This is a genomic window from Aneurinibacillus sp. REN35 (assembly GCF_041379945.2).
GTDB lineage: Bacteria > Bacillota > Bacilli > Aneurinibacillales > Aneurinibacillaceae > Aneurinibacillus.
Genome location: NZ_JBFTXJ020000004.1, coordinates 283,929 through 305,922 on the forward strand (window position 1 = coordinate 283,929; position 21,994 = coordinate 305,922).

Below are 21,994 nucleotides of genomic sequence, written 5' to 3' on the forward strand. Positions count from 1 at the left end.
AAAGGGGGAGGACGATTTTTATGCCATCAATTCAGCATGTTAAAGAGTGGGTGCCTATTGTGCAATCACTCATTCGTACCAAACAATCCGCCGTTATCGTTGGTGACGAAAACGGTGTTGTACTATCGAGCAACGGCTCGCTTCGCTTTCTATCATCAGGAGATAGGATACGACCGGAGAGTCCGATCTATCGCGTGCTTGAAACACGCCGCCCGATTGATTTTACCGTTCCACCGGATGTATATGGCATGCCGCTCCGTGTACAGGCATTTCCGCTTGATGACGGTATTTTGGCTATCGCTATGGATATATCGACACAGAATACGCTAAAGACTTCGATTCATGAGGTAAATTCTGTCGTAGAGCAAATCGGCGTATCAATCTCTGACTTGAGTGATATGTCAGAACAAATGGTTACTAACTTCAATGAAATTGAATATGAAATTTCACATATGAACGATAGCTTCGCTTCCATCATGGAGATGAACAAACTAATTTCATATGTTGCAGATCAGACGAATCTTTTATCGCTTAATGCAGCGATTGAATCAGCACGTCTTGGAGATGAAGGCCGTGCATTTGGAGTTGTCGCCCAAGAGATGCGAAAACTTGCCAATCAAACGAATGACTCAGCAGGGCAAATTCTTAAGCAGATCAATCATATTCAAAATGAGTTAGAAAAAATCAAACAAAAAATCGAACAGAACAATCAGTCAAATACCAAGCATGAAGTCTCAGTTACAGAGATTGGTCAAGCGATCCAGCAAGTGGCTTCTGCAATGAATACAATCCATACGTTCACGCAAGAAAACTTATAAGACAAAAAGAAGCGACCCTCTAATGCAAGGTCGCTTCTTCTTGTTTTACTTTTATTATGCACGCGATACATACACTTCGTTACGCGTATCAATGACCAACTTGTCTCCCTCATTAATAAAGAAAGGAACTTGCACCATAAGACCCGTCTCCATCTTCGCCGGTTTCGTACCACCCGATGCTGTATCGCCTTTGATACCCGGTTCTGTTTCTGAAACGGTTAACTCTACTGTGTTCGGCACTTGCACGCCCAGGATCTCACCTTCGAACATCACAACGCTTACGTTCATGTTCTCAAGGAGGAATTTCAGTTCATGCTCGATCTGACTGGTTGGCATCGTAATTTGATCGTATGTTTGCGTATCCATAAACACATGATCTTCACCAGAAGCATACAGATATTGCATTTCTTTCGTTTCGATTCTTGCTTTCGCTACTTTTTCACCCGCACGGAAAGTTGTTTCCTTAATGGAACCGTTGCGCAGATTGCGCAGCTTGGTGCGTACGAAAGCAGCGCCTTTGCCCGGCTTTACATGCTGAAATTCGATAACAGAATAAATCGCTCCGTCATACTCAATCGTAGTGCCCGGGCGCAAGTCGTTTACTGAAATCATGAATAAACCTCCTACAAACCAGTTATTTCTTGTCCTCTAACTTTCAAATTATAACATAAAACCCATACTAAATCACAAGTAATTCCTTCAGTGAGCTCGTTAGCACTTCACAGCCGTCTTCTGTGATCAGTACATCGTCTTCAATGCGGACGCCGCCTACACCCTCTAGATAAATGCCCGGCTCGATCGTCACCACCATACCAGCTACAAGCGCTTGCTCACCACGCACCGAAAGCGTCGGCCCTTCATGCACCTCAAGTCCAATGCCGTGACCGGTGCTGTGGCCATAGTTCGGGCCGTATCCCGCTTCTGTAATTATATCGCGGGTAAGCGCATCCGCTTCTTTACCGGTAAGGCCCGCTTTGATACAGGCCACCCCGTTCAATTGAGCGCGCAGCACGATATCATAAATCTCCCGCATCTTCTCTCCCGGCTCACCGACCGCAATCGTACGCGTAATGTCTGAACAGTACCCTTTATAATACGCTCCAAAATCAAGCGTTACCATATCACCTGCTTCAATCACTTTATCGGAAGCTACTCCATGAGGAAAAGCGGAGCGAATACCGGACGCAACAATCGTATCAAACGACGTACCGGAAGCTCCAAGGGAACGCATGAAGAAGTCAAGTTCATTCGATACCGCAAGTTCCGTCATTCCAGGCTTAATATACGTAAGGATATGGGAGAAAGCCTGATCCGCAATTGCGGCCGCTTCTCTAATAATCTGCACTTCCTCCGTTGTCTTCACCAAACGTGATGCTTCAACTAAGCCCGATACCGGAACGAATTCTATATCGCTAGAAAGTTCTCCAAGACGCTGGTACAGCGCATACGTCATATGATTTTTCTCAAATCCCAGCCGTTTTACCCCGTGTTCACTCGCACGCTCGATAACGGTCTCAAGCATGTCGGCTTGGTGGCGGATGATGGTGAAGGCTGGCGCCTGCCGATTGGCCTGCTCAATATAACGAAAATCTGTAATGAGTTCAGCCGCACGCCCCGTGACAAGACAGCAGCCCGACGAACCGGTAAACCCGGATACATATCGGCGGTTATATCCATTTGTAATCAGAAGTCCATCGAGCTTCTCTTCCTGCATGCGTGCACGAATCGCCTGTACTTTCATTTCCATTTCCCATCATCCTCACTCTACATTTTGTATTCTTTGTTCTTACGTATATGGTGCACAAGGGCATCGAATGCCAATTCATATCCATACGTACCTAGTCCACTAATTTGCCCAAGTGCAATCGGGGCAAGCACCGACTCTTTACGGAAAGCTTCCCGCGCATGAATATTGGATATATGTATTTCAACAAATGGAATACTAACGCTTGCGAGCGCATCTCGTATCGCGTAGCTGTAATGAGTAAAGGCACCTGGATTTATTACAATGCCATCACATAAGCCAAATGCCTGATGAATACGATCAATCAATGCGCCTTCATGATTTGATTGGAAGAATTCTACCTTCACCCCATCCGCTTCAGCACGACGTACAATACGCGCTTCCACATCAGCAAGTGTCTCGCTACCATAAATCCCTGGCTCCCGTCTGCCAAGCATATTCAGATTAGGTCCATTGATTACGAGAATTATCGCCATGTATACACCTCTCCTCGTGTCTTTACTCCGCATATTGTATCACAATTTTCGAACAAAAAAGCACCATCTACTCAACGTTGAGATAGAGGTGCTTGTATAAGCTACTAAAAGCAGGCTATGTACTGATACGTATATAATTATTTCTGCTCAGCTAAGTAAGCAGCAACAGCTTCTACCTGCTTCTCGTCTGAAATCAATCCTCCTGGCATGCCCGGTGGACGACCCTCTTTAATTATCTTTGCAATCGCATCTTTATCAAGACGGCTTCCTACATCTTTAAGTGCAGGACCTACACCACCTTCAAGATTCTGACCATGACAAGATGCACAACTCTGCTGAACTACCTTTTTTGCATCATCTCCGCCGCTGCTTGTTGTTGCGGACTGATTCTGGTCAGCTGGAGCACTAGACGGTTTTTCTTCACCACCGCCACAAGCCGCTAAGCTCAAGGATAATGCCAACAATATACCCGCAGTTGTTAATTTTTTCATGTTTTCACCCCCTTATCAGTCTCATTGTACTCACCATTTACCTCAATTTTCAATACGTTACACATATTACTTATCACATATTATTGAACATTCGCTCGGATATTGTCGATTTTCGCACTACTTTTCTGCTAGAAAGAACCAGATAAATCAGCTACAATAAAGGGTAAGGAAGGTGTTTAACTTGTCAAATCAAACAAGACCAGCCTATGGCGGCCAGGCCGTTGTAGAAGGCGTGATGTTCGGCGGAAAACACTACACAGTAACCGCAATCCGTCGCAAAGACGGTACAATTGAATATTATGAAGAACCGAAGCAAGAGAAGGTATGGGTCAAAAAACTACAAAAAATTCCGTTTCTCCGTGGCATCGTTGGACTCATCGCAGCCAGCGCGAACGGGTCGAAGCACCTTAATTTCTCTACAGAACGATATGATACCGAGCCAGGGGAAGAGCAGGCGGAAGAAGAAGCTCCTTCCAAGCTTACGATGATTCTTGGCGTAGCTCTTATCGGCGTATTATCGTTTCTGTTTGGTAAACTGATTTTCACTGTCGTTCCAGCCATTCTTGCCGATGTGCTTTTTCAGCGGATTACAAATAATATCGCCCAGAATTTAATCGAGGGCGGAATTAAAATAATTTTACTTCTCGTCTATATTTTGGCAATCGCTCGAACACCAATGATTAAGCGGCTTTTTCAATATCACGGTGCTGAACATAAGGTGATTAATGCGTACGAAGCTGGGGTAGAATTAACAGTAAAGAGAGTTCAACAATTCTCCACGCTGCACTATCGGTGCGGCAGCAGTTTTATCGTGTTTACGGTCCTTGTCGGCGTGGTAATCTATTCCTTCTTCCATTACGATTCGCTCTGGGAAAGAGTTTATCAACGTATTTTACTTCTACCTGTCGTGATCGCAGTATCCTACGAAACACTTCAAGCTACCAATAAACTACGTGATATTCCTGTTCTCCGCTTTATCGGGTATCCCGGTTTATGGCTGCAGAAAATTACGACCCGCGAACCAGATGATCACCAAGTAGAAGTCGCTATTGCTTCCTTTCTGCGTATGCGCGAGATGGATGAAGCAAAGCAAAGCGTTCCCACGACGACAATTTCGATTAGTTAATCTTCTTACAATATTGGTAAACTCTAAACGAAATGAGGTGTTAGGGTGTCGCGGAAGTCTCAGGTTTTTGCGGTTGTGCTGCTTACCCTTGTCGGAGTCGGATTAGCTACTCAGTTGTATAGTGATGCATGGGGTCTACTCAAATCAATTCTTATCTTCGGCGCCATTGCAGCAGTTCTGTATTTTCTTGTCAATAAACTGCTACTCTCCCGGGGCGCGGGAATGTCTTCTAGCCCTACGGATAAAGGCTACCAGAAAGCGCTGCGCCAGCAGAAACAGCGCAATAAAGGGAAACAGCAAGGACAGCCGTCTACATCTTCATCCGTCTCAACGTCTCCTGCAAAAATGAAAAAGATGAATCGTCTAAAGCCAGCCTTACGCCGTGATAATCCGTTTCGGGTTATCGAAGGCAAAAAAAATAAACCAAACAAAAAGACCAAAACCTCTTGATTCCATCAAGAGGTTTTTCTCTTTAAACGAAGGGATGGCAGACGAGTCATAAACTGTCTAGCTGCAGCCTCTCCGGATTGGTACAGCCACGTGCGCTCTTCCTCTGTAATATCAAACTTAGCGGCCGGAATCCCTTCCGTAGGAATAAACACCGTGCGCGCTGCATGCTGCTTATCAATATAACGCTGATCATGCGCCTGCATCATCGTCTTAAGCATCGCATTTACATACTCAGGCAGCGTATTTGTCTTATACGCTTTTGTATCATAGTTAGCAGATAATCGAAAACCAATTGTAGGATAACACGATTGACTGTCCTCCTCAAACAGCCAGAGGGGGAAGCGGCTCAAGATACCGCCATCCACTACATAGACGGGTACACCTTGCTTTTGAAGAATAACAGGCTCAAAATAGAAGGGCAGGCTTGCACTCATGCGCACCGCCAACGCCACAGAAAGCGATTGTGGCAAAAGTCCGAGCTGCTTAGCATCATCAGGCAGTACGAGCAGCCGACCAGCCGTAATATCCGACGCAATCACTTTTAACGCACCTTCAGGTAAGTCACCAAACGTATGAATCTTCTTGGCAGCTAATTGTGCATCCATCCAATTATATAGATAATCTGCAGAATACATCCCCTTCTTAATCCATAAATTCAGCCATGTTCCAATGCAAGGTATTCGGGCCATTCCCTGCTTTTTCTGAAGAGCCATATAGTTAAAACCTTTCATTAGTTCATTCAGCTCATCGGCACGATATCCTGCCGCCACAAGGCTTGCAATGATCGCTCCAGCAGATGTACCTGCTACCCTGCAAAAACTATATCCCCGTCTTTCAAACTCTGCAATGGCCCCCACGAAAGCAATTCCCTTTACACCTCCGCCTTCAAATACCGCGTCAATTTTTTTCACACTCCTGCTCCCTTCCGTTTTTCTCTGTAAATGTACTCAGAAGCAGGGCATTTCAGAAGCAAAAAGACGAGGAGCAAACGAAATTGTTTGCCCCCCGTCTTTTTACTTTTACTCAGTCACTTCGTCCTCTGTATCACGGAGATCGCGAAGTTCTTGGACACGTTCAGGATTTTCCTGCAGGTAGCGCACCAGATATTCAATACAAGTAATTGAATCCCAGCTTAAGTGATGCTCAATGCCTTCTACATCATCAAAGATCACGTCTTCGGAAACACCGATGAGGCGCAGTAGATCTTCAAGTAGAGCATGTCGGTCAACGAGACGCTTCCCCATTTTTTTGCCTTTGCTTGTCAGCATGAGACCGCGGTACTTTTCGTATACTAAATACTGGCTTTTATCCAGTTTTTGTACCATTTTGGTTACTGAAGATGGATGAACATTCAGCGCTTCCGCAATATCAGAAACACGCGCATATCCCTTTTCTTCAATGAGTGTATAGATTCGTTCCAAATAATCTTCCATACTTGGAGTTGCCATGCCGTTCCCCCATCCTTACCCACTTCTCTTCCCGGACAACTTGTACGGTATTTTATTATCATACCGTACTTTAAAATTGACATGCAAGAATTTCAGGTAAAATACTCAATTTTCGCCTCAGGAAAGCAATAAACGAGCATTTTCTCCATTGTTTCTTGCAATTCCCTTGCTTCATCCTTCTTATACACGTATTTTCCCCGACCATACCGACCCCATTTGTACCTGCGTTCCTCTTCATTCATCTCTAGTTTTGTCTTCGGATAACGCTTTTCAATAACCGCTTTTGCTGTTTTGGTAAACCTATGCTGAATAAGTTCAAATGTCAAATCCCGCTTGGCCTCTTCCGGAAGCATTGCTTCTACGTGCTCTAAGAGCTCTCGATAGCCTTCCTGCCAACCATCAAAACGATACAGTGGGGCGATAATAAACCCGAGCGGATAGCCTGCACGTGCAACTTTGCCCGCTGCTTCAATCCGATCAAGAAACGGTGATGTGGCAGGTTCAAAGTTTTTGATTACATAATCAGCATTAATACTAAAACGAAAACGGGTATGTCCGTTATGTTTTGCATCAAGCAGCGGTTCCACGTGAGCATACTTGGTCACAAAGCGCAGTCTGCCATACGCTTGCTGTCCCATGTATTCGATGCAGCGCTTCAAATTGCCGGTAATATGCTCAATGCCGACAGGATCGGAGGTGCAGGCTGCCTCAAAGCGGGTAATGTCTGGCTTACGCTCTTCGATATAGCGGCCCGCCTGCTCCAAAATCTCTTCAATATTGACATACGTACGAATGTACGGCTTGCTTCCTAATGTGGTCTGCAGATAACAGTAGTGGCAATGCCCCATGCAGCCTGTAGACAGCGGAATGGCGTACTCAGCTGACGGCTTAGACGTGTCAAATGTGAGCGTTTTTCGCACGCCGACCACCAATGTACGCTTTGCATTTCGATATTTCTCAAGCTCTGACTCCCCTTGAATGCCGCGCACCTGGTTATGTGACGTCGTCATATGAATCGGGATGCCCAGCGTCTTGAATCTCTCCATCAGTTCCTGTCCAAGCGGATAATTCAGTGCATTCGGCTCAAAAAATACCTGATCCGGTTCAAACTCCCTTATTCCAGGAGAACGTGACAGTATATGTGTCATGGTATTCATGCGACTCACCTCTCTTTATTTCTTATTCGTTAGTATGCGCATGAAATGATCTTACGCACGCAAAAAGAGCGAGCCAATATTTACGGCCCGCTCTCCTTACTTTATGCATCTTTTTGTTAGCCAAGCTGTTCAGCAGATGCTGCTGCTGCAGGTTCACTCCAGATTCTACCTAAAATTAATGAACTGCAGATCGAGGGGAAGATCGGCCCCCTTTAAGACAGCCATCACCTGCTGCAGATCATCGCGGCTTTTGCCGGAGACACGCACTTGATCATCTTGAATCTGACTCTTTACCTTTAGCTTTGTATCCTTGATTAGCTTGTTAATTTTTTTAGCGTTATCCGCGTCAATCCCCTGCGCAATTTTGCCGCGTTGTCGCACGGTTCCGCCTGATGCCGCTTCTACTTTTCCATACGTAATGCCCTTAAGCGAGATGCCGCGCTTAATCAGCTTGCCACTCAGCACATCCTTCACTTGTTCAAGCTTGTATTCATCGTCGGAAGCAATAACAAGTTCTTCCTTCTCTAGCTTGATGTCACTCTTGCTGCCTTTAAAATCATAGCGGTTCTCAATCTCTTTCAATGCTTGATTAATGGCATTGGTCACTTCCGACATATCTACCTGGGATACAATATCAAATGAATTCTCCTTGCTCATTCTCTTCCTCCTCTACTGCTTTTCATTCTGTATCTTCATCGTACCAGATTTTGTGCAAGAAAAGGAATCAGATGTCAAAGAAATTACGGTTTCAAAAACTCCGATTCAATTACACGCAGCCATTCTTTCGCACGATCTCTCCATTCTGCCGAGACATGCGCATCCTTCTCTACCGGGCTTGCGAATTGATCCATGACCGCAGTATATGTACGATACTTAGCTGTATCATCCTGATCGTTTTGATAGCGATGTACGAGTACAAATGGTGTACCCAAGCGAATGATGGCATCATTCTCACCGAAATTCCCTTGTACGGGAGCAGCCGGAATTCGAAGAAAAAAGTACTTGCCCTCGTCCTCATCAGCCCCCATCTTCAAGTCAAAAAAACCGCCGTCAATATCCCAGCCGCCACCCACCGCAAAATCATGTGCATTAAAAAAAGCAAACAATTCCTTGAACGTCCTCTGCTGTCCATCCAGTGATGATGGTAAGGCAAGCATCTTGTGTCCCCCTAAGCATTCATTTCCTTCATTGTTTGAGATAAAGAGGGATTTTATACAAAAAACCTCTGCCAAAGCAGAGGTTTTGCTCCTAGTAATGAAGCTGTCCGGATACGCTTACACCTTTTTTGTTCACGTCGATTACTTTAATCTTTCTTAGCCCGACACCTAGATCGGTTAAGTCAAACGAGAACCATTGCTGGGATTGGTATGATGTTTTAGTGAATGCCTTCATCAACTCGCCCCGGTTATTGTAGAATTCGAAGCGCACCGTTTTCGGATCATCGACACGGCCTTGATAAATATAGCCTTGAATCCGATTTTCCTGTCCGCCATCGAAATACAAGCCGCTGCCATCATAAAACCAGGCTTCATACTCGTTTGGTTCTCCAATAAAGGAGAAGTTCCAGCATCGCTCTCCCTGACAGTGACGCTGCGCATCATACGCCCCTGCTGGAGAGATGGAACCGAATACTAAAATAATTGCCAGCATTGTCACTATGCCAAAAAATCCTGCTTTTTTCATGTACCAGCTTTTCATGCTTCACCATCCTTTCGAAGAGTCTTGCGATTACAAATCAAGCTTCTTTTTGTAACCGTCATAGTACAGCTATACTGTAAACCAGCTGAAGCGTTTACAAAAGGGAAGTTCTACGGAACTTATCCTGTAGGCAAAAAGCTAGGAAATTCCGCAATATTCTTCCTCTCTCTTCCATTTTCTCTATATGTATACCTATAGTAGCTGTGAGGAAAATCAGGCACAATGCTCGATATATTTATGGCTGTTGTACCGGACAAAAAAAGAAAGCACAGCCGCAAGCATAATGCATTGGGCGATGCTTTCCTGTTATTACTTACTTCAGATAATGCATAACGGCTTCCGCAGCTTCCGCAACATGATCAGCAGCAATTACGATTGATTCACCTGTATACTGCCCCTCCATAAATGTATAGCGCGGATCATAATAATGCTTAAGCAATAATCGAATGGCTTCTTCATATTCATCATGAAGCAGATGTTCTTCAATCGCAGCTGCAATAGGAATGTGGATTCGCTTCTTTATTTTTAAGAAGGCTTCTATATATTGCTCCTTATATTCCTTGGGACGATACTCTTCAAGAATGATGCGGACACGTTCATGTATCGGCAGCTCTATAATGATATGTATACCTTTCGCTTTGGCTTGGATAAGAAACTCAGGGAGCAGAATTTTTCCGATTCGTCTGCTTTCCGCTTCCATTACCACATAGGGCGCTTCATTCACACGGTCAAGCTGATGTAACAATAACGCGTCAAACGACTTTTGGTTGTTGGGCGTAGTACCGATCCCTCCAAAAATCGAACCGCGGTGTCCTGCAGCAGCCTCCAGATCCAGCACTGGGTAGCCGTTCTTTTGCATTTCATGAAGAATATGTGTTTTTCCACATCCGGTATTACCACCTATGACGATCGCCTGCGGACGAAACTCATACTGCTCCAGTCGTTCGACCACCCATCTGCGGTAGGCACGCACACCTCCAAGCAGACGAAAAACGCGCAGCCCCATTAGTGAAAGCAGCGTGGCCGTCGTCTTGCTCCGCATACCTCCCCGCCAGCAGAACACCGCTAGTGGTGCATCGTACTGCTGAAACTGCTTAATAAAAGCAGGCAGCTTGCCTGAGACGATCTCCAGCCCGCGTTCCTTTGCCGCTTCTACGCTTACCTGTTTGTAGATCGTGCCGATTTCTGCCCGCTCCTCATTCGTAAAAAGAGGAATGTTCATGCTTCCGGGAATGGTAGCCTCTGCAAACTCAGCAGAGGAGCGAACATCGACGAGAACCACCTTTCCCTGCTTGTGTTGTTCAAGCAGCTCTTGAACCGTAATATCCTGAAACAACAGCGATTGCGCCTCCTGTCAAAAAACCTTGATGCATCCTTGATGCTCTTCTGTTACATAACCAATCTGCTGCGCTTCTACTCCTGCTCCACGCAGCGCTTCCAGCAGCGCTTCTGCGTCCTTTTCCGCCACCGACAGCAGCAGGCCGCCCGAAGTGACCGCATCACATAAAATATACTGTTCAATCTGATCAAGATTGTCAGCAAAAGATACAGCATCCTCTACATGCTGAAAGTTATTTTTCGTACCACCAGGGACAAATCCGGCTTCCGCCAGCTCGCGCACACGCGGCAGTACCGGAACCTGCGAACGATCGATCTCAATCCCCACATGACTGCCCTTGGCCATCTCCAGGGCATGCCCTAGCAGGCCAAAACCGGTCACATCTGTACAGGCATGCACATCGTAGGTGGCCATTGTTTCAGCGGCCGCTCTGTTCAACGTGGACATGACCTGTGTCACACGGGCCACTTCCTGCTCCGTAAGCTGATCCTTTTTAATCGCTGTCGTCAAGATGCCCACGCCGATCGGCTTCGTTAGAATCAAGCGGTCTCCCACTATAGCTGTAGCGTTCGTTTTTACATGATCGGGATGCACCAGACCCGTTACGGCGAGGCCAAATTTTGGTTCATTGTCGTCTATCGAGTGACCGCCTACCAGCGTGGCGCCGGCTTCCTGTACTTTTTCAGCCGCTCCCCGAAGAATATCAGCAAGAACCGCTTTATCCAGCTTATGTATTGGGAAAGCCACGATGTTCATCACGGTGAGCGGTTTGCCTCCCATCGCATAAATATCGCTGATCGCATTCGCCGCAGCAATCTGTCCGAACGAATACGGATCGTCTACAATAGGCGTAAAGAAGTCCAGCGTCTGAACCAGTGCCAGATCGTCAGAAAGCTTAAATACCCCCGCGTCATCACTCGTATCCAGACCGACAAGCAGGTTGGGATGCGGCTCGGTCACCGGAAGTTGCTGAAGCACCTGCGCTAAATCCATCGGGCCGATTTTACAACCGCAGCCCCCCTTTGTTGAAAAAGATGTGAGCTTAATTTTATTTTCAGTCGACATGATACGTCTCCCTTTCTACGTAATGAATGATAACTTTATAGTACAACACAAGAGGGCTTCTTCGCAAAAAACAGTCTCTACGGCAGAACACACGATGCTCAGATGTCGGTTACAGGTACAACAATATTAATCCGATACCCCGCCCCCGGCTCCGTATGTACATGAAGCGTTCCCCCGCTCTCTTCAATGCGCTCACACATCGTAGAAAGACCAAACCCAAATAACGGCCGCTCATCACCTTTACCGTTATCCTGCAATGCAAAATACAGGTTGCCGTTCTCCTGGCGCAGAGAAAATAGAAAATGTGTACTTTTCCCATGGCGGATTCCGTTTGTCAGACCTTCCTTAAGCGCATGGTACAATGCTTTTTTTTGCGTCGGGGACAGTTCAGGTAAGGGAGAAATTTGATAATCAATCGTTACACCCATATGCTGCTCTGTCTCTTGAAGCAGTTGGATCAGGCTCTGCTCTAAAGAAAAAGCCACCTGTTCACTCCGCAGCATTTGCATTGAGCGGCGAATCTCATCTAATCCATTTCGTATTAGCTGCTGAGTGAGTTCAAGCTTTTCCATGACAAGCATCGGATCTTTCATCAGCAACCGCTTCCCTGCTTCAAGTTGAATGATCGTCGTCGTTAAGGAATGGCCTACAATATCATGAATTTCACCGGCAATTCGATTTCTCTCTTCAAGCACTGACTTCTCAGCCAACGCCTCGGCATTTTTCCAGTGCATCTGCTCAAGCTCTCTCGTACGCTCTCTTATTTTTACCTCAAGCTTCTCATTGAATTGACTAAGCTCTTTGGCATGCTCCCTCACTTCTTGTATAGCCTGCCGCAGCGAGAGAAGCGTGTGTACTCGAGCAAGAAGCTCTCTTCTGTCAAATGGCTTGGTGATATAGTCATTCGCCCCAGCCTCAAATGCCGCGATAATGTCTTCGGGTTGATTCTTTGCGGTTACAATAAGAATAGGGAGTTCTGTAAGGGAGTTGTGCTGTCGCAGCAGGCGGCATATTTCATACCCCGAGAGTTTAGGCATCATAATATCGAGAATCACCAGATCAAAGCCACCGTGCTCCTCAAATGCATGAATTGCCTCCTCTCCATCATTACGGGTGCTAACATGATAGCCTTCCAATACAAGATGATTAATCAGCACCTGCAAATTTATTGGCTCATCATCTACAATGAGAATGGTTCCCCGTACCTTTTCCGCTGCAACCCTATAAGGAGTGACTTCCTGTGCCACCCTTGTTACGCCTTTTTCATAAGAGACCACAGCAGAGGATGCGGCTACTTCCTGTTCTGCTTGTTGCGCGAGCGGCAGCGTAAACACAAAGGTCGCTCCACCGCCCTCCTCAGACGCTGCCTTAATCGTACCTCCATGCATTTCAATGAATCCCTTAGTGATGCTTAACCCTAATCCACTTCCACCAAAGCGGCGATGTGTTTCTATATCACCTTGTTCAAACTCTTTGAAAATAATCTCCAGCTTTTCTTCCGGAATGCCTATACCTGTATCCTTGACGAAAATTTTCGCGTAGACTCCCGACACTTCTGCCGCTACCTCAATCCTGCCTGCCTCTGTAAACTTCACCGCATTCCCAATAAGATTATATAAAATTTGCTGGATGCGATTCTCATCTCCATATACGGGAGGAAACGAATCCGGGATACGGTTATGAAATTCCAGCGCCTTATTCTGTGCAAGGTAGGCAGCAAACTCCAGTACGGCTCTTGTTATATCCTGTATACGGACCGGCTTACGATATAAAAGGATAGCCTGATTCTTTAGCTGAGAGACATCCAGCATATCATTCACAAGCCTTGAAAGTCGGCTTGCGCTTGTGCTGATCATCGAGATATTTTTTCTTGTTTGTTCCGAAAGCGGACCTGCGGCCCCCGCCAATAGCGAATCAGCGATACCCATAATCCCATGCAGCGGTGTCCGAAGTTCATGTGAAGTCGTCGCTACAAATTCATCCTTAAGCTTATCTAACCTGTGCAGGCTTTCCAATGCGAGCTGCTGACTTTTCTTTGTCTCGGCTTCCGCCAGCTCTTTTTCCCTCCGCATCATATTGATCTTGTCAGCTAAGGCAAACGACAGCAAAAGCGATTCCAATACAGCGCCAAACTGGAATGAATACCGCATCCAGTTCGCTCCGGTAAAGTGTCCTTCATCAATCATGCTAGAGAGAGCCGAGCAAAGGAAAAACAACAGCCAGGCAAGCAAATAATAACGGGCAGGCCTGTATCCCTTTACCCAGCACAGTGCTCCGGCAACGATAATCATAATGGTCGAAATTCCTGTGCTTAGCATCACAAGCTGAAGGGAAAGCTTATAACTGAACGGAAGCAGCAGCAGCGTCAGTATTCCGGCAAATATACAGCCTAGAAGCCAGGGATTGATTTTCGGAGCATAGACTTTGATATTCAAGAAATCTCGTGCAGATAGAGCACCCCAGATGATGGAGCAGGCCATGAAAAAGATAATGGATACATTGTTCCATTGGGGAGAATTCGGCCATATATATTCATAACCGATGCCATTATAAGCGAGCTGTGTACAAAGAGATGAAAAAACAAACAAAACGTAGTAGAGATATTGGTACATGCGAAGTGAAAAAAATAAAAATAAATTATACAGCGCAATAGCCAGCAAAATACCTGTAACGATGCCAATAATAAGGAATTCGGCTTGACTTGCTTCAGCGAACGCCTGCGGTTCCCATAACAGAAGCGGAAACTGCATGGCACCTTCCGTTTCGATACGCAAATAGAACGTTTCGGTCTTCATTTGTGCGGGGTGAATGGCGAATACAACGTTCCGATGCGGAATGTCCTTATCCTGCAACGGAAAAATATCGCCAGCTGTCTTAGCCGTAAATCCACCGATGCGATTAGGTGTATACAATGTGACACGATCGATTGGCGGGGCGGCAATCTCAAGCCACCATTCCTTTTCGCTGGAGGTATTGCTGATCTGAATGCGAACCCAATAGGCGGAGGAGACATAGCCAAAATTGGGATACGTTTGATCAATAGGAGAGAACCTATTAGAAAATGCGCCAGAACTAACATCGGCAATCGTCCATTTCTTTTCCTTATCCTCTAGAATATCGATGTAGGGTGCCAATGTGTACTGACTTTGACTTGAATCAAGCAGCACCATATTGTTAGCTTGAACAAGCAGGGGAAAGACCAAAAAAAGAAAGAAAAAAAAGAAAACCATAACGAATGCTTTTTTCAAACTTTCCGCCCCTTTCTTTTCTTCGGTAGATGCGCACACATTTTTTGGATTATACTTAATTATAATCTCAATCTTCTTACGATTGGAATTAGCTTTATGTAAAAAAATCAAAAGAAAAGGCACCTGCAGAGCGCTGCCGCCCGTAGATGCCTTACTCATTTTATGAGTGCTGTTGTGATTATTCATAATAGGTCACGAGTAGTTATCACTCGTGAAATAATATATCTATCATACATTTCCTTTATTTATATTACGTACCTTTTTGTAGCTCATGAACGTCTGTCGAATAAACCAATAAAGGTACTCAAAAAACTAAAGGAAACATAAATTTTTCAATTTTACTGGTACGGTATGATCGTAGCAATTACAAATCGTCCCTATGCGTATGCGTACTGTTTTTGACCGACTAGACCAAGCGTCTGTGTTGTTGAAGTTTGAATCTCGTGGAAAAGCTCTGGGTTTTCCGCAAGTGAAACGCCATAAGAAGGAATCATTTCTTTTATTTTCAGCTCCCACTCTTGTAGCTGTTGTGGGAAGCATTTTTTTATTACCTCAAGCATAACGTGAACGGCAGTAGAAGCACCCGGAGAAGCGCCGAGCAATGCAGCGATCGAACCATCAGCAGCACTAATAACCTCCGTGCCAAATTGCAATGTTCCTTTGCCGGCAGCAGTATCTTTGATAACTTGTACACGTTGACCCGCTACCACTAAGTCCCAATCTTCGCTTTTAGCGGTCGGGATGAACTCACGTAATTCTTCCATGCGCTTTTCTTTCGATAACATCACTTGCTCGATCAGGTATTTTGTCAATGGAACGTTTTTTGCGCCTGCCGCCAACATCGTTACGACGTTATTCGGCTTTACGGAACCTAATAAATCAAACATGGAACCGGTTTTTAAGAACTTTGGCGAGAAGCCGGCAAACGGTCCAAAGAGCAATGATTTTTTGTTGTCGATAAATCTTGTGTCCAGATGCGGAACAGACATTGGCGGAGCACCAACCTTAGCTTTACCGTATACTTTGGCATGGTGCTGCTCTACAACCTCAGGATTGTTACATACCATAAATATTCCGCTTACCGGGAATCCGCCAATATGTTTGCCTTCAGGGATACCTGATTTTTGCAGTAAATGCAGGCTTCCACCTCCGCCTCCGATAAAGACGAATTTTGCCGTATGACGCTCGACCATTCCACTATTGAGATTCTTCACTTTCAATTCCCACGATCCGTCGCTCGTGCGCTTAATATCATCCACATTATGTTTGAATTTTATAGCGACGTTTTTATTCTGTAAGTGGTCAAATAACATGCGCGTTAAAGCGCCAAAGTTGACATCTGTTCCAGAGTCGATTTTTGTTGCAGCTATCGCCTCGTTCAATGTCCGGTCTTTCATAATAAGCGGAATCCATTCCATCAGTTTTTTCGGGTCATCGGAAAACTCCATCCCTTGAAACAGCGGATTGTTAGACAGCGCTTCAAAACGCTTCTTTAAAAACTCTACATTCTGTTCCCCATGCACTAAGCTCAAGTGAGGCAATGACATGATAAAATCTTGCGGATTACGAATAAGATTGCTTTTTACAAGATAAGACCAAAACTGCATTGAAACCTGAAACTGTTGATTGATATTTATAGCTTTGCTAATATCTATCGATCCGTCCGATTTTTCGGAAGTGTAGTTAAGCTCGCACAGTGCCGCATGCCCTGTTCCTGCGTTATTCCATTCGTTAGAACTTTCTTCACCTGCGCTTGCGAGCTTCTCAAACACTGTAATGTTCCAGTCTGGTGCTAGCTCTTTCAGCAATGTCCCCAAAGTTGCACTCATGATTCCGGCACCAATTAAGATAACGTCTGTTCTCGTTTGTCTGTTACTCATTTTTACCGTCCTTTTATACCTTTAAATTTGCAGAAAGGATGTAGGCGCTCCTGCTTGGGCGCTACAGCAAGCTAGGCGCGACCAGTCACACACCTTTTCTAGATCAATTATAACCCTATCATAGTGTATCACTATTAGTTAGAGATTAAAATTTTTTTTTACTATTATATGATAGTTATAGGCTATTAAAATGTGGTAAATTTCCACGGTGACATACTATTACAGGTAAGAATTAGTAAAAGTATACGGGATAATATATTCTTGATAAAAAGGTGAAGACATACTCGTCTTCACCTTTTCTGCATATCTATTCATTTTGTTATTTATCATAATTAGTAAGACACGTATCATATTAATTTAGATAAAAATTCAAAGTTAATTAGATTTTAATTATTAATCACTCTAAAAATAGATTCATTTTTCGTGATTAGAAAATGATAATTAATGAATTTATTCCCTGATTATTGAAAAAAATCATATTTAGTTAGACAAAAATTTATTCGGCAAAAGAACGCACTATAGACCATTTGTATAATTATAGAATATTTACTTTTCATCAAATACCCATTTTATAAAAATTAACTTTTAAATAATTGAGTAAAGGCTGCCAGACATATGTAGTCGGCAACCCCTTGTATGGTGTTCAACTAATTTTTCTATATTAGTGGTAAGTCAGGTAGTCTAATGTTCTTTCACCTTTTTCATTAATGATAATGTGGATCGGTAAATGAATTTGAGCTGTTCATATACTAATTGATTCTTTTCACAAGACCATTCTTTATGGTAGCCAACAACATCGAAATATTATCCTCTTCCCCATCCCTGAATACTTCCAATTCCTTTTTCATACCCTCTGGATTTTCAAAGAATTGTCCGTTTCTTGATACCATTATTGTCCAAAACTCATAGACATAAGGGACGATGAGTCTCTTCTTCAACTCTTTCCAAGATTGGTACGTTCCCTCAAGGAAAGAAACACAAGCTTCAAAAATATGAAGTGCATCTTTTGGTAAGGATAGATATGATGCTGCAAGATAATAAACCATCTTTATCGATTGCCATTCAGATACACTATTTCCGTTTTTGATCAAATTTTCATAAGAACGATCCTTGGCAAAAACGACCTCAATCACATTAGATAACTCGAACCAAAATTCGGGAGATGAGGCTGTTATCCTCATTTGATTTGATAATAATTGAAGTTGACCTGCGAGCTCACGTGCACGCTCCGGTTCATATATATAAGATACCAATAATTTAAGTATAGCAGGAATAATGCTAAAATTAGCCCCATTCTCCTCTATATCATTCCAAATCTTATTAGGTTTCACTCCTAAAACTTCTTCAGGATCAGCATGAGTGGATCCCTGATGATACATCGCAAACAATATTTGAACTTCTAGGGCAACGTCCAAAGCCAAAGCATATTCTTTTTCTTCAAGCAAAAGAGGTAATGCCCGTACCCCAATCATACCCACGCTCCCTTGTGCCCCTTTATTTCGAGCAAGGTCGAAAGCTTCTAAAGTCCATCTGATCGCTTCTTCTCGTTTATTAAAATGGTCAGCTGCTATCCCTAGATGAGCAGGTAAGAATAGCTCGCTTTCTGATTTATACGCCTTAGCAATCAAAGGTCGATGCACAATGAAAAAACCTCTGCAGGGTGCAACATATTCCTTTCCATCAGATGCAGAATCTGGAGGACTTCCTGTTACAACATCCGAGCAAATATATCCGAGCGCATGTCCAAAACTCATAAATGCAGCCTGCCACTCTTCGTTGTTCTTATCTGCATTTAATAATCGTTCTACTGCTTCCTCATAAATTGAAAGTACATTGGATAACTGGCCAGCCATCCAATGAGCAATTATATGTTCTCCCATTGCTTTTAGGAGCAGAATTTCTGGTACTTGTTCGTTATTTCTAGACAAGTCTACAGCCTTCTGAGTGAAAAACATTGCTTGTTGAAGGTTATGCTCTCCAATTGCTTTGCTTAGCTCTATATACGTATATATGCGCTGTACTGGAAATAAGCTAATTTCAGTTTTTAATGCCTCGGTTAACCATCTAATGGCTTCCATATAATCTTTTTTGTACACATACTGTCTTCCGATAGCATCTTTAATCACGTATAGATCAACATCATTAAATGATGTATGATCCAAAGCGGTAATCGCCAAACTATGTGCATACGATATATTATTCAAATATTCTGCGTAGACAATTATACGTCCTCGAATAGAACAAGCCAAAAGAATATCCAGGTTTAAATCCTCTGCACAGTTTGAGACATCCTCAAGGAGATAAAGAACTTGCTGCCAATTTTGAATACCTTTTTCTTTCTCACTTTCCTGCGTCCATATACGATCACAGATATTAATACAGCTATCATAATATAATTCACTCTGTACTGCATAGCTTAACTGTTCTGGTGTCATACTCCGTAGGGCCTCTAACCACAGTCTCAACTCAGAAGATGTTCGTACTCCTGCACCTGTGACCCATATCAATGAAGCCAGATGAAATTTATTAAATTCATCATCCAATTCTTTGGTATTTGCATCTAAAATATTCAAGGAATGTATTAAATAAGTATTTGCTTTCTCTGCGTTATCCAACGCATGTAAAGATGCGGCATATAACATAGTAATGAACACTACTGTGGAATTGGAATCTTCCACACTTGTCAATAAACAATCTAAATCCTGAAGCAAATACGTTATCGATTTACCCATTTTTTGAAAAACCATAATTTGCTTTGTGCGTAATGCCAGCTTTGTTTCATAATCCATTTGATCAGGTAATGAAGTATCAGCCCATATCGAAGTAAATCCCCACACATCCTTATAAACCTTGTGCTGCTCCAATTGATCAAGGGATACGATTAATGTGAGTCCAGCTTCTTTATAAGCTTCTGCAGCTACAAAGTACCCGATTGCTCGTACGCCATCCATTGGGTCTATCGTTCGTTTATGAACGATGTGTAAACCTAGAACATGGTTCACCTTTTTTATTGTGTCCATGTCCAAATTAAGCGTTCCCAGTTGAGTGAGCAAAGGTGACACAAGATAATTGGTTTCCGTATCCTTTTGGATCCATAAGCCTGAAATATTAAATACTTTTTCAAAAGGATGAGAGATAACTGGTGGTACTTCACTAATTTTTTGAATTTGTTCCCGATCAAATGGAGCACGTACTAATGTTAATCGGTAAAGAAATTCCCTCGTTTCAGCATCCTCAAGGTTATTTAATAATGCAAATTGCATCTCCTCAATTAAACTACCAGCATACTCCCCCTTAAACAGTGCACCAAAAGTATCTTTGTCGATTATCCAATTTTTGTTGATAAAATAATGAGTAGCTGCCGTCACTAACACAGGATGCCCTTTAGTAAGCAAAGTTACAAATGTGATAAAATTGCTATTACTGCGGAATTCATCTGGTGCCTTATGCAATCGAAAGAGTTCTTCGACGTCCTTTTCAATGAATCTAGGTACCTCATATTGTTTTACCTTGTTTTCTTCCAAGATAGTATAGAAACTTTTATGTAAAGGATATGCACTGGTGGACAAAATTTTAATTCCAACCGAATCACATGCCTTAGCAAGCATCAGCAACTTCTCGTCGAGCATGTGTTTCCCATTCGTACGTGGCAAATCGTCTAAAAATATCAACATATCCCCAGAAGCTGCAAAATTACGACAGACATCCTCGTACCACTGGCTCCAATTGGTTCCTGGCTTTACGCCAGTTAACTCTAAAAGAGCATCATCAATCCTTAAATACGCATGGGACGCGCTTAAATCACGTAATCGAATCCATCCACGAACTGAGCCTAGCTTTCTTGCAAGAAGAACAGCAAGATTTGTTTTCCCACTACCATAATCACCTGTTAAAGCACACCAGGTAACAGACCGCATCTCCTTTATGAGCCAGGTTACTGTATCATCTCGTTGTATAACTTGATCTAATACCGGAATATCCAATACCGGTCGCTGAACAGAAAGATCAATAGTCGCATTGAAACCAACTTCTTCTCTAAGCTTGGTTACATGGTTTTGCAGAACTCTTACTTGATTTTGTTGCTCCCCCACCGTACATTCAATTCGATCTACTTTTTCTTCGAGCTGACTCCATACAAATCGTAACTGGTTCAAAAGATTAATATCCTCTTGACTAGATACAACTTTTCTAGCTTCAATTTCAAGCTCTGCTTTCGTTAAAGTCTTGACACCCGGTTTTGAAAGTTTTTTAAAAATATTAAAAAAAAGTCTCTCATAGATACTAGTAGCGACATCCACTGTTTCAGCTATATGCTTTTCAACGAGAAGACTCTCGATTTTAGACTTCAAATGGTTAAATTCTGTAGATCGGGTGCTCCATGTAAAACCTCTTACATATTCAAAAAACTCATTATCTGTCACACTTGAAAGAAATTGCTGCCACTTCTGCCATGTTTGTTTTTCAATGGCTTTAGGCTTCGTAGATGATACAAGAAAATTACGAATTAATTTTAAATTTACTAATGAATCTGTATCGAGAACCTCAAGAGCCCTAATTAACTCCCATACGGTAATAGCAGCCTGTTTAGGAAACAGCGCAGGTTTTTCCTTCCCAATTTCAGCGTTAGTAATAAACCTAAAGGCTAAATGACAACTGGGATTTAATTGAACATGTTCATAGTAATTAGCCAGAGCTTCAAGCGCCTCACTAGTGCGGAGCGTAATGTTTTTCTCTCTATGTTTAACTTGACCTAAAACTCTACTATATTGTTCATCTAATCCGGCTAAGACTGTCACAACATCAATGTCTTCTCCCCGCTCTAATTCAAGAATCTGACTATCCCTTAGATTGATCCAATGTTCGATGGTTAGGTCTACTTGGTAGACATAGCCTCGAATGGTTGCCCAAGCATCACGGTTTCGTTTCAACTTTAACGTTTCCATTATTTATGTCTCCAAGAATGGTTAATTTTGAAGTTTTTACATCGTAGCTATAGTACACAACAGACCCTGATTTTCTATATATTTTTTCATAAGGAGGTAACTACTCAGCTC

The 21,994-nt window shown here is 43.4% G+C and carries 18 protein-coding genes; 3 read left to right on the forward strand and 15 right to left on the reverse strand.

Annotated features, from left to right (window positions below; all coding sequences use genetic code 11):
• Positions 1-20 precede the first annotated feature (20 nt).
• A complete protein-coding gene (locus AB3351_RS10705; protein ID WP_371147126.1) occupies positions 21-818 on the forward strand; it encodes a methyl-accepting chemotaxis protein in 798 nt (265 codons plus the stop codon).
• A 54-nt stretch (positions 819-872) separates the two neighbouring features.
• Here AB3351_RS10705 and efp read toward each other — a convergent pair whose 3' ends face one another.
• The 4 genes from efp to AB3351_RS10725 form a co-directional block, all read right to left on the reverse strand.
• Entirely contained in the window at positions 873-1,430 is a 558-nt protein-coding gene (gene efp, locus AB3351_RS10710; protein WP_371147127.1) for an elongation factor P, read from the reverse strand.
• Positions 1,431-1,497: 67 nt separating this feature from the next.
• Positions 1,498-2,559, reverse strand: a complete 1,062-nt coding sequence (locus tag AB3351_RS10715; RefSeq protein ID WP_371147170.1) for a M24 family metallopeptidase — start codon at positions 2,557-2,559, stop codon at positions 1,498-1,500.
• 23 nt (positions 2,560-2,582) lie between these two features.
• Positions 2,583-3,038 carry a type II 3-dehydroquinate dehydratase gene (gene aroQ, locus AB3351_RS10720; protein ID WP_371147128.1) on the reverse strand — a complete coding sequence of 152 codons (456 nt, stop codon included), beginning with the start codon at positions 3,036-3,038 and terminating at the stop codon, positions 2,583-2,585.
• Positions 3,039-3,175: 137 nt separating this feature from the next.
• On the reverse strand, positions 3,176-3,529 hold the full coding sequence (locus AB3351_RS10725; protein WP_371147129.1) for a c-type cytochrome: 354 nt from the start codon (positions 3,527-3,529) through the stop codon (positions 3,176-3,178).
• 181 nt (positions 3,530-3,710) lie between these two features.
• Here AB3351_RS10725 and AB3351_RS10730 point away from each other — a divergent pair, with 181 nt between their 5' ends.
• Positions 3,711-4,655 (forward strand): DUF1385 domain-containing protein, encoded by a 945-nt coding sequence (locus AB3351_RS10730; RefSeq protein WP_371147130.1) that lies wholly within the window; start codon positions 3,711-3,713, stop codon positions 4,653-4,655.
• Positions 4,656-4,700: 45 nt separating this feature from the next.
• On the forward strand, positions 4,701-5,105 hold the full coding sequence (locus AB3351_RS10735) for an SA1362 family protein (protein ID WP_371147131.1): 405 nt from the start codon (positions 4,701-4,703) through the stop codon (positions 5,103-5,105).
• Positions 5,106-5,110: 5 nt separating this feature from the next.
• On the opposite strand, the gene AB3351_RS10740 is transcribed toward AB3351_RS10735, so the two are convergent.
• The 11 genes from AB3351_RS10740 to AB3351_RS10790 form a co-directional block, all read right to left on the reverse strand.
• The gene (locus AB3351_RS10740; RefSeq protein WP_371147132.1) at positions 5,111-6,016 is read right to left on the reverse strand and encodes a patatin-like phospholipase family protein; all 906 of its coding nucleotides are present in this window, start codon (positions 6,014-6,016) and stop codon (positions 5,111-5,113) included.
• A 108-nt stretch (positions 6,017-6,124) separates the two neighbouring features.
• Complete coding sequence (mntR, locus tag AB3351_RS10745) at positions 6,125-6,553, reverse strand: transcriptional regulator MntR (protein ID WP_371147133.1); 429 nt, start codon at positions 6,551-6,553, stop codon at positions 6,125-6,127.
• Positions 6,554-6,645: 92 nt separating this feature from the next.
• Positions 6,646-7,701 (reverse strand): spore photoproduct lyase, encoded by a 1,056-nt coding sequence (gene splB / locus AB3351_RS10750; RefSeq protein WP_371147171.1) that lies wholly within the window; start codon positions 7,699-7,701, stop codon positions 6,646-6,648.
• Between the two features lie 174 nt (positions 7,702-7,875).
• The gene (locus AB3351_RS10755; RefSeq protein ID WP_371147134.1) at positions 7,876-8,367 is read right to left on the reverse strand and encodes a YajQ family cyclic di-GMP-binding protein; all 492 of its coding nucleotides are present in this window, start codon (positions 8,365-8,367) and stop codon (positions 7,876-7,878) included.
• Between the two features lie 83 nt (positions 8,368-8,450).
• A complete protein-coding gene (locus tag AB3351_RS10760) occupies positions 8,451-8,867 on the reverse strand; it encodes a YugN family protein (protein ID WP_371147135.1) in 417 nt (138 codons plus the stop codon).
• 91 nt (positions 8,868-8,958) lie between these two features.
• Positions 8,959-9,408 carry a hypothetical protein gene (locus AB3351_RS10765; RefSeq protein ID WP_371147136.1) on the reverse strand — a complete coding sequence of 150 codons (450 nt, stop codon included), beginning with the start codon at positions 9,406-9,408 and terminating at the stop codon, positions 8,959-8,961.
• Between the two features lie 313 nt (positions 9,409-9,721).
• Complete coding sequence (gene mnmH / locus AB3351_RS10770) at positions 9,722-10,744, reverse strand: tRNA 2-selenouridine(34) synthase MnmH (protein WP_371147137.1); 1,023 nt, start codon at positions 10,742-10,744, stop codon at positions 9,722-9,724.
• A gap of 18 nt (positions 10,745-10,762) precedes the next feature.
• Positions 10,763-11,812, reverse strand: a complete 1,050-nt coding sequence (gene selD, locus AB3351_RS10775) for a selenide, water dikinase SelD (RefSeq protein WP_371147138.1) — start codon at positions 11,810-11,812, stop codon at positions 10,763-10,765.
• 98 nt (positions 11,813-11,910) lie between these two features.
• Positions 11,911-15,060: a 7TM diverse intracellular signaling domain-containing protein gene (locus AB3351_RS10780; RefSeq protein WP_371147139.1), complete on the reverse strand. Its 3,150-nt coding sequence runs from the start codon at positions 15,058-15,060 to the stop codon at positions 11,911-11,913.
• A gap of 377 nt (positions 15,061-15,437) precedes the next feature.
• Positions 15,438-16,940 (reverse strand): malate:quinone oxidoreductase, encoded by a 1,503-nt coding sequence (locus tag AB3351_RS10785; protein WP_371147140.1) that lies wholly within the window; start codon positions 16,938-16,940, stop codon positions 15,438-15,440.
• A 749-nt stretch (positions 16,941-17,689) separates the two neighbouring features.
• A complete protein-coding gene (locus AB3351_RS10790) occupies positions 17,690-21,883 on the reverse strand; it encodes a hypothetical protein (protein ID WP_371147141.1) in 4,194 nt (1,397 codons plus the stop codon).
• Positions 21,884-21,994 lie beyond the last annotated feature (111 nt).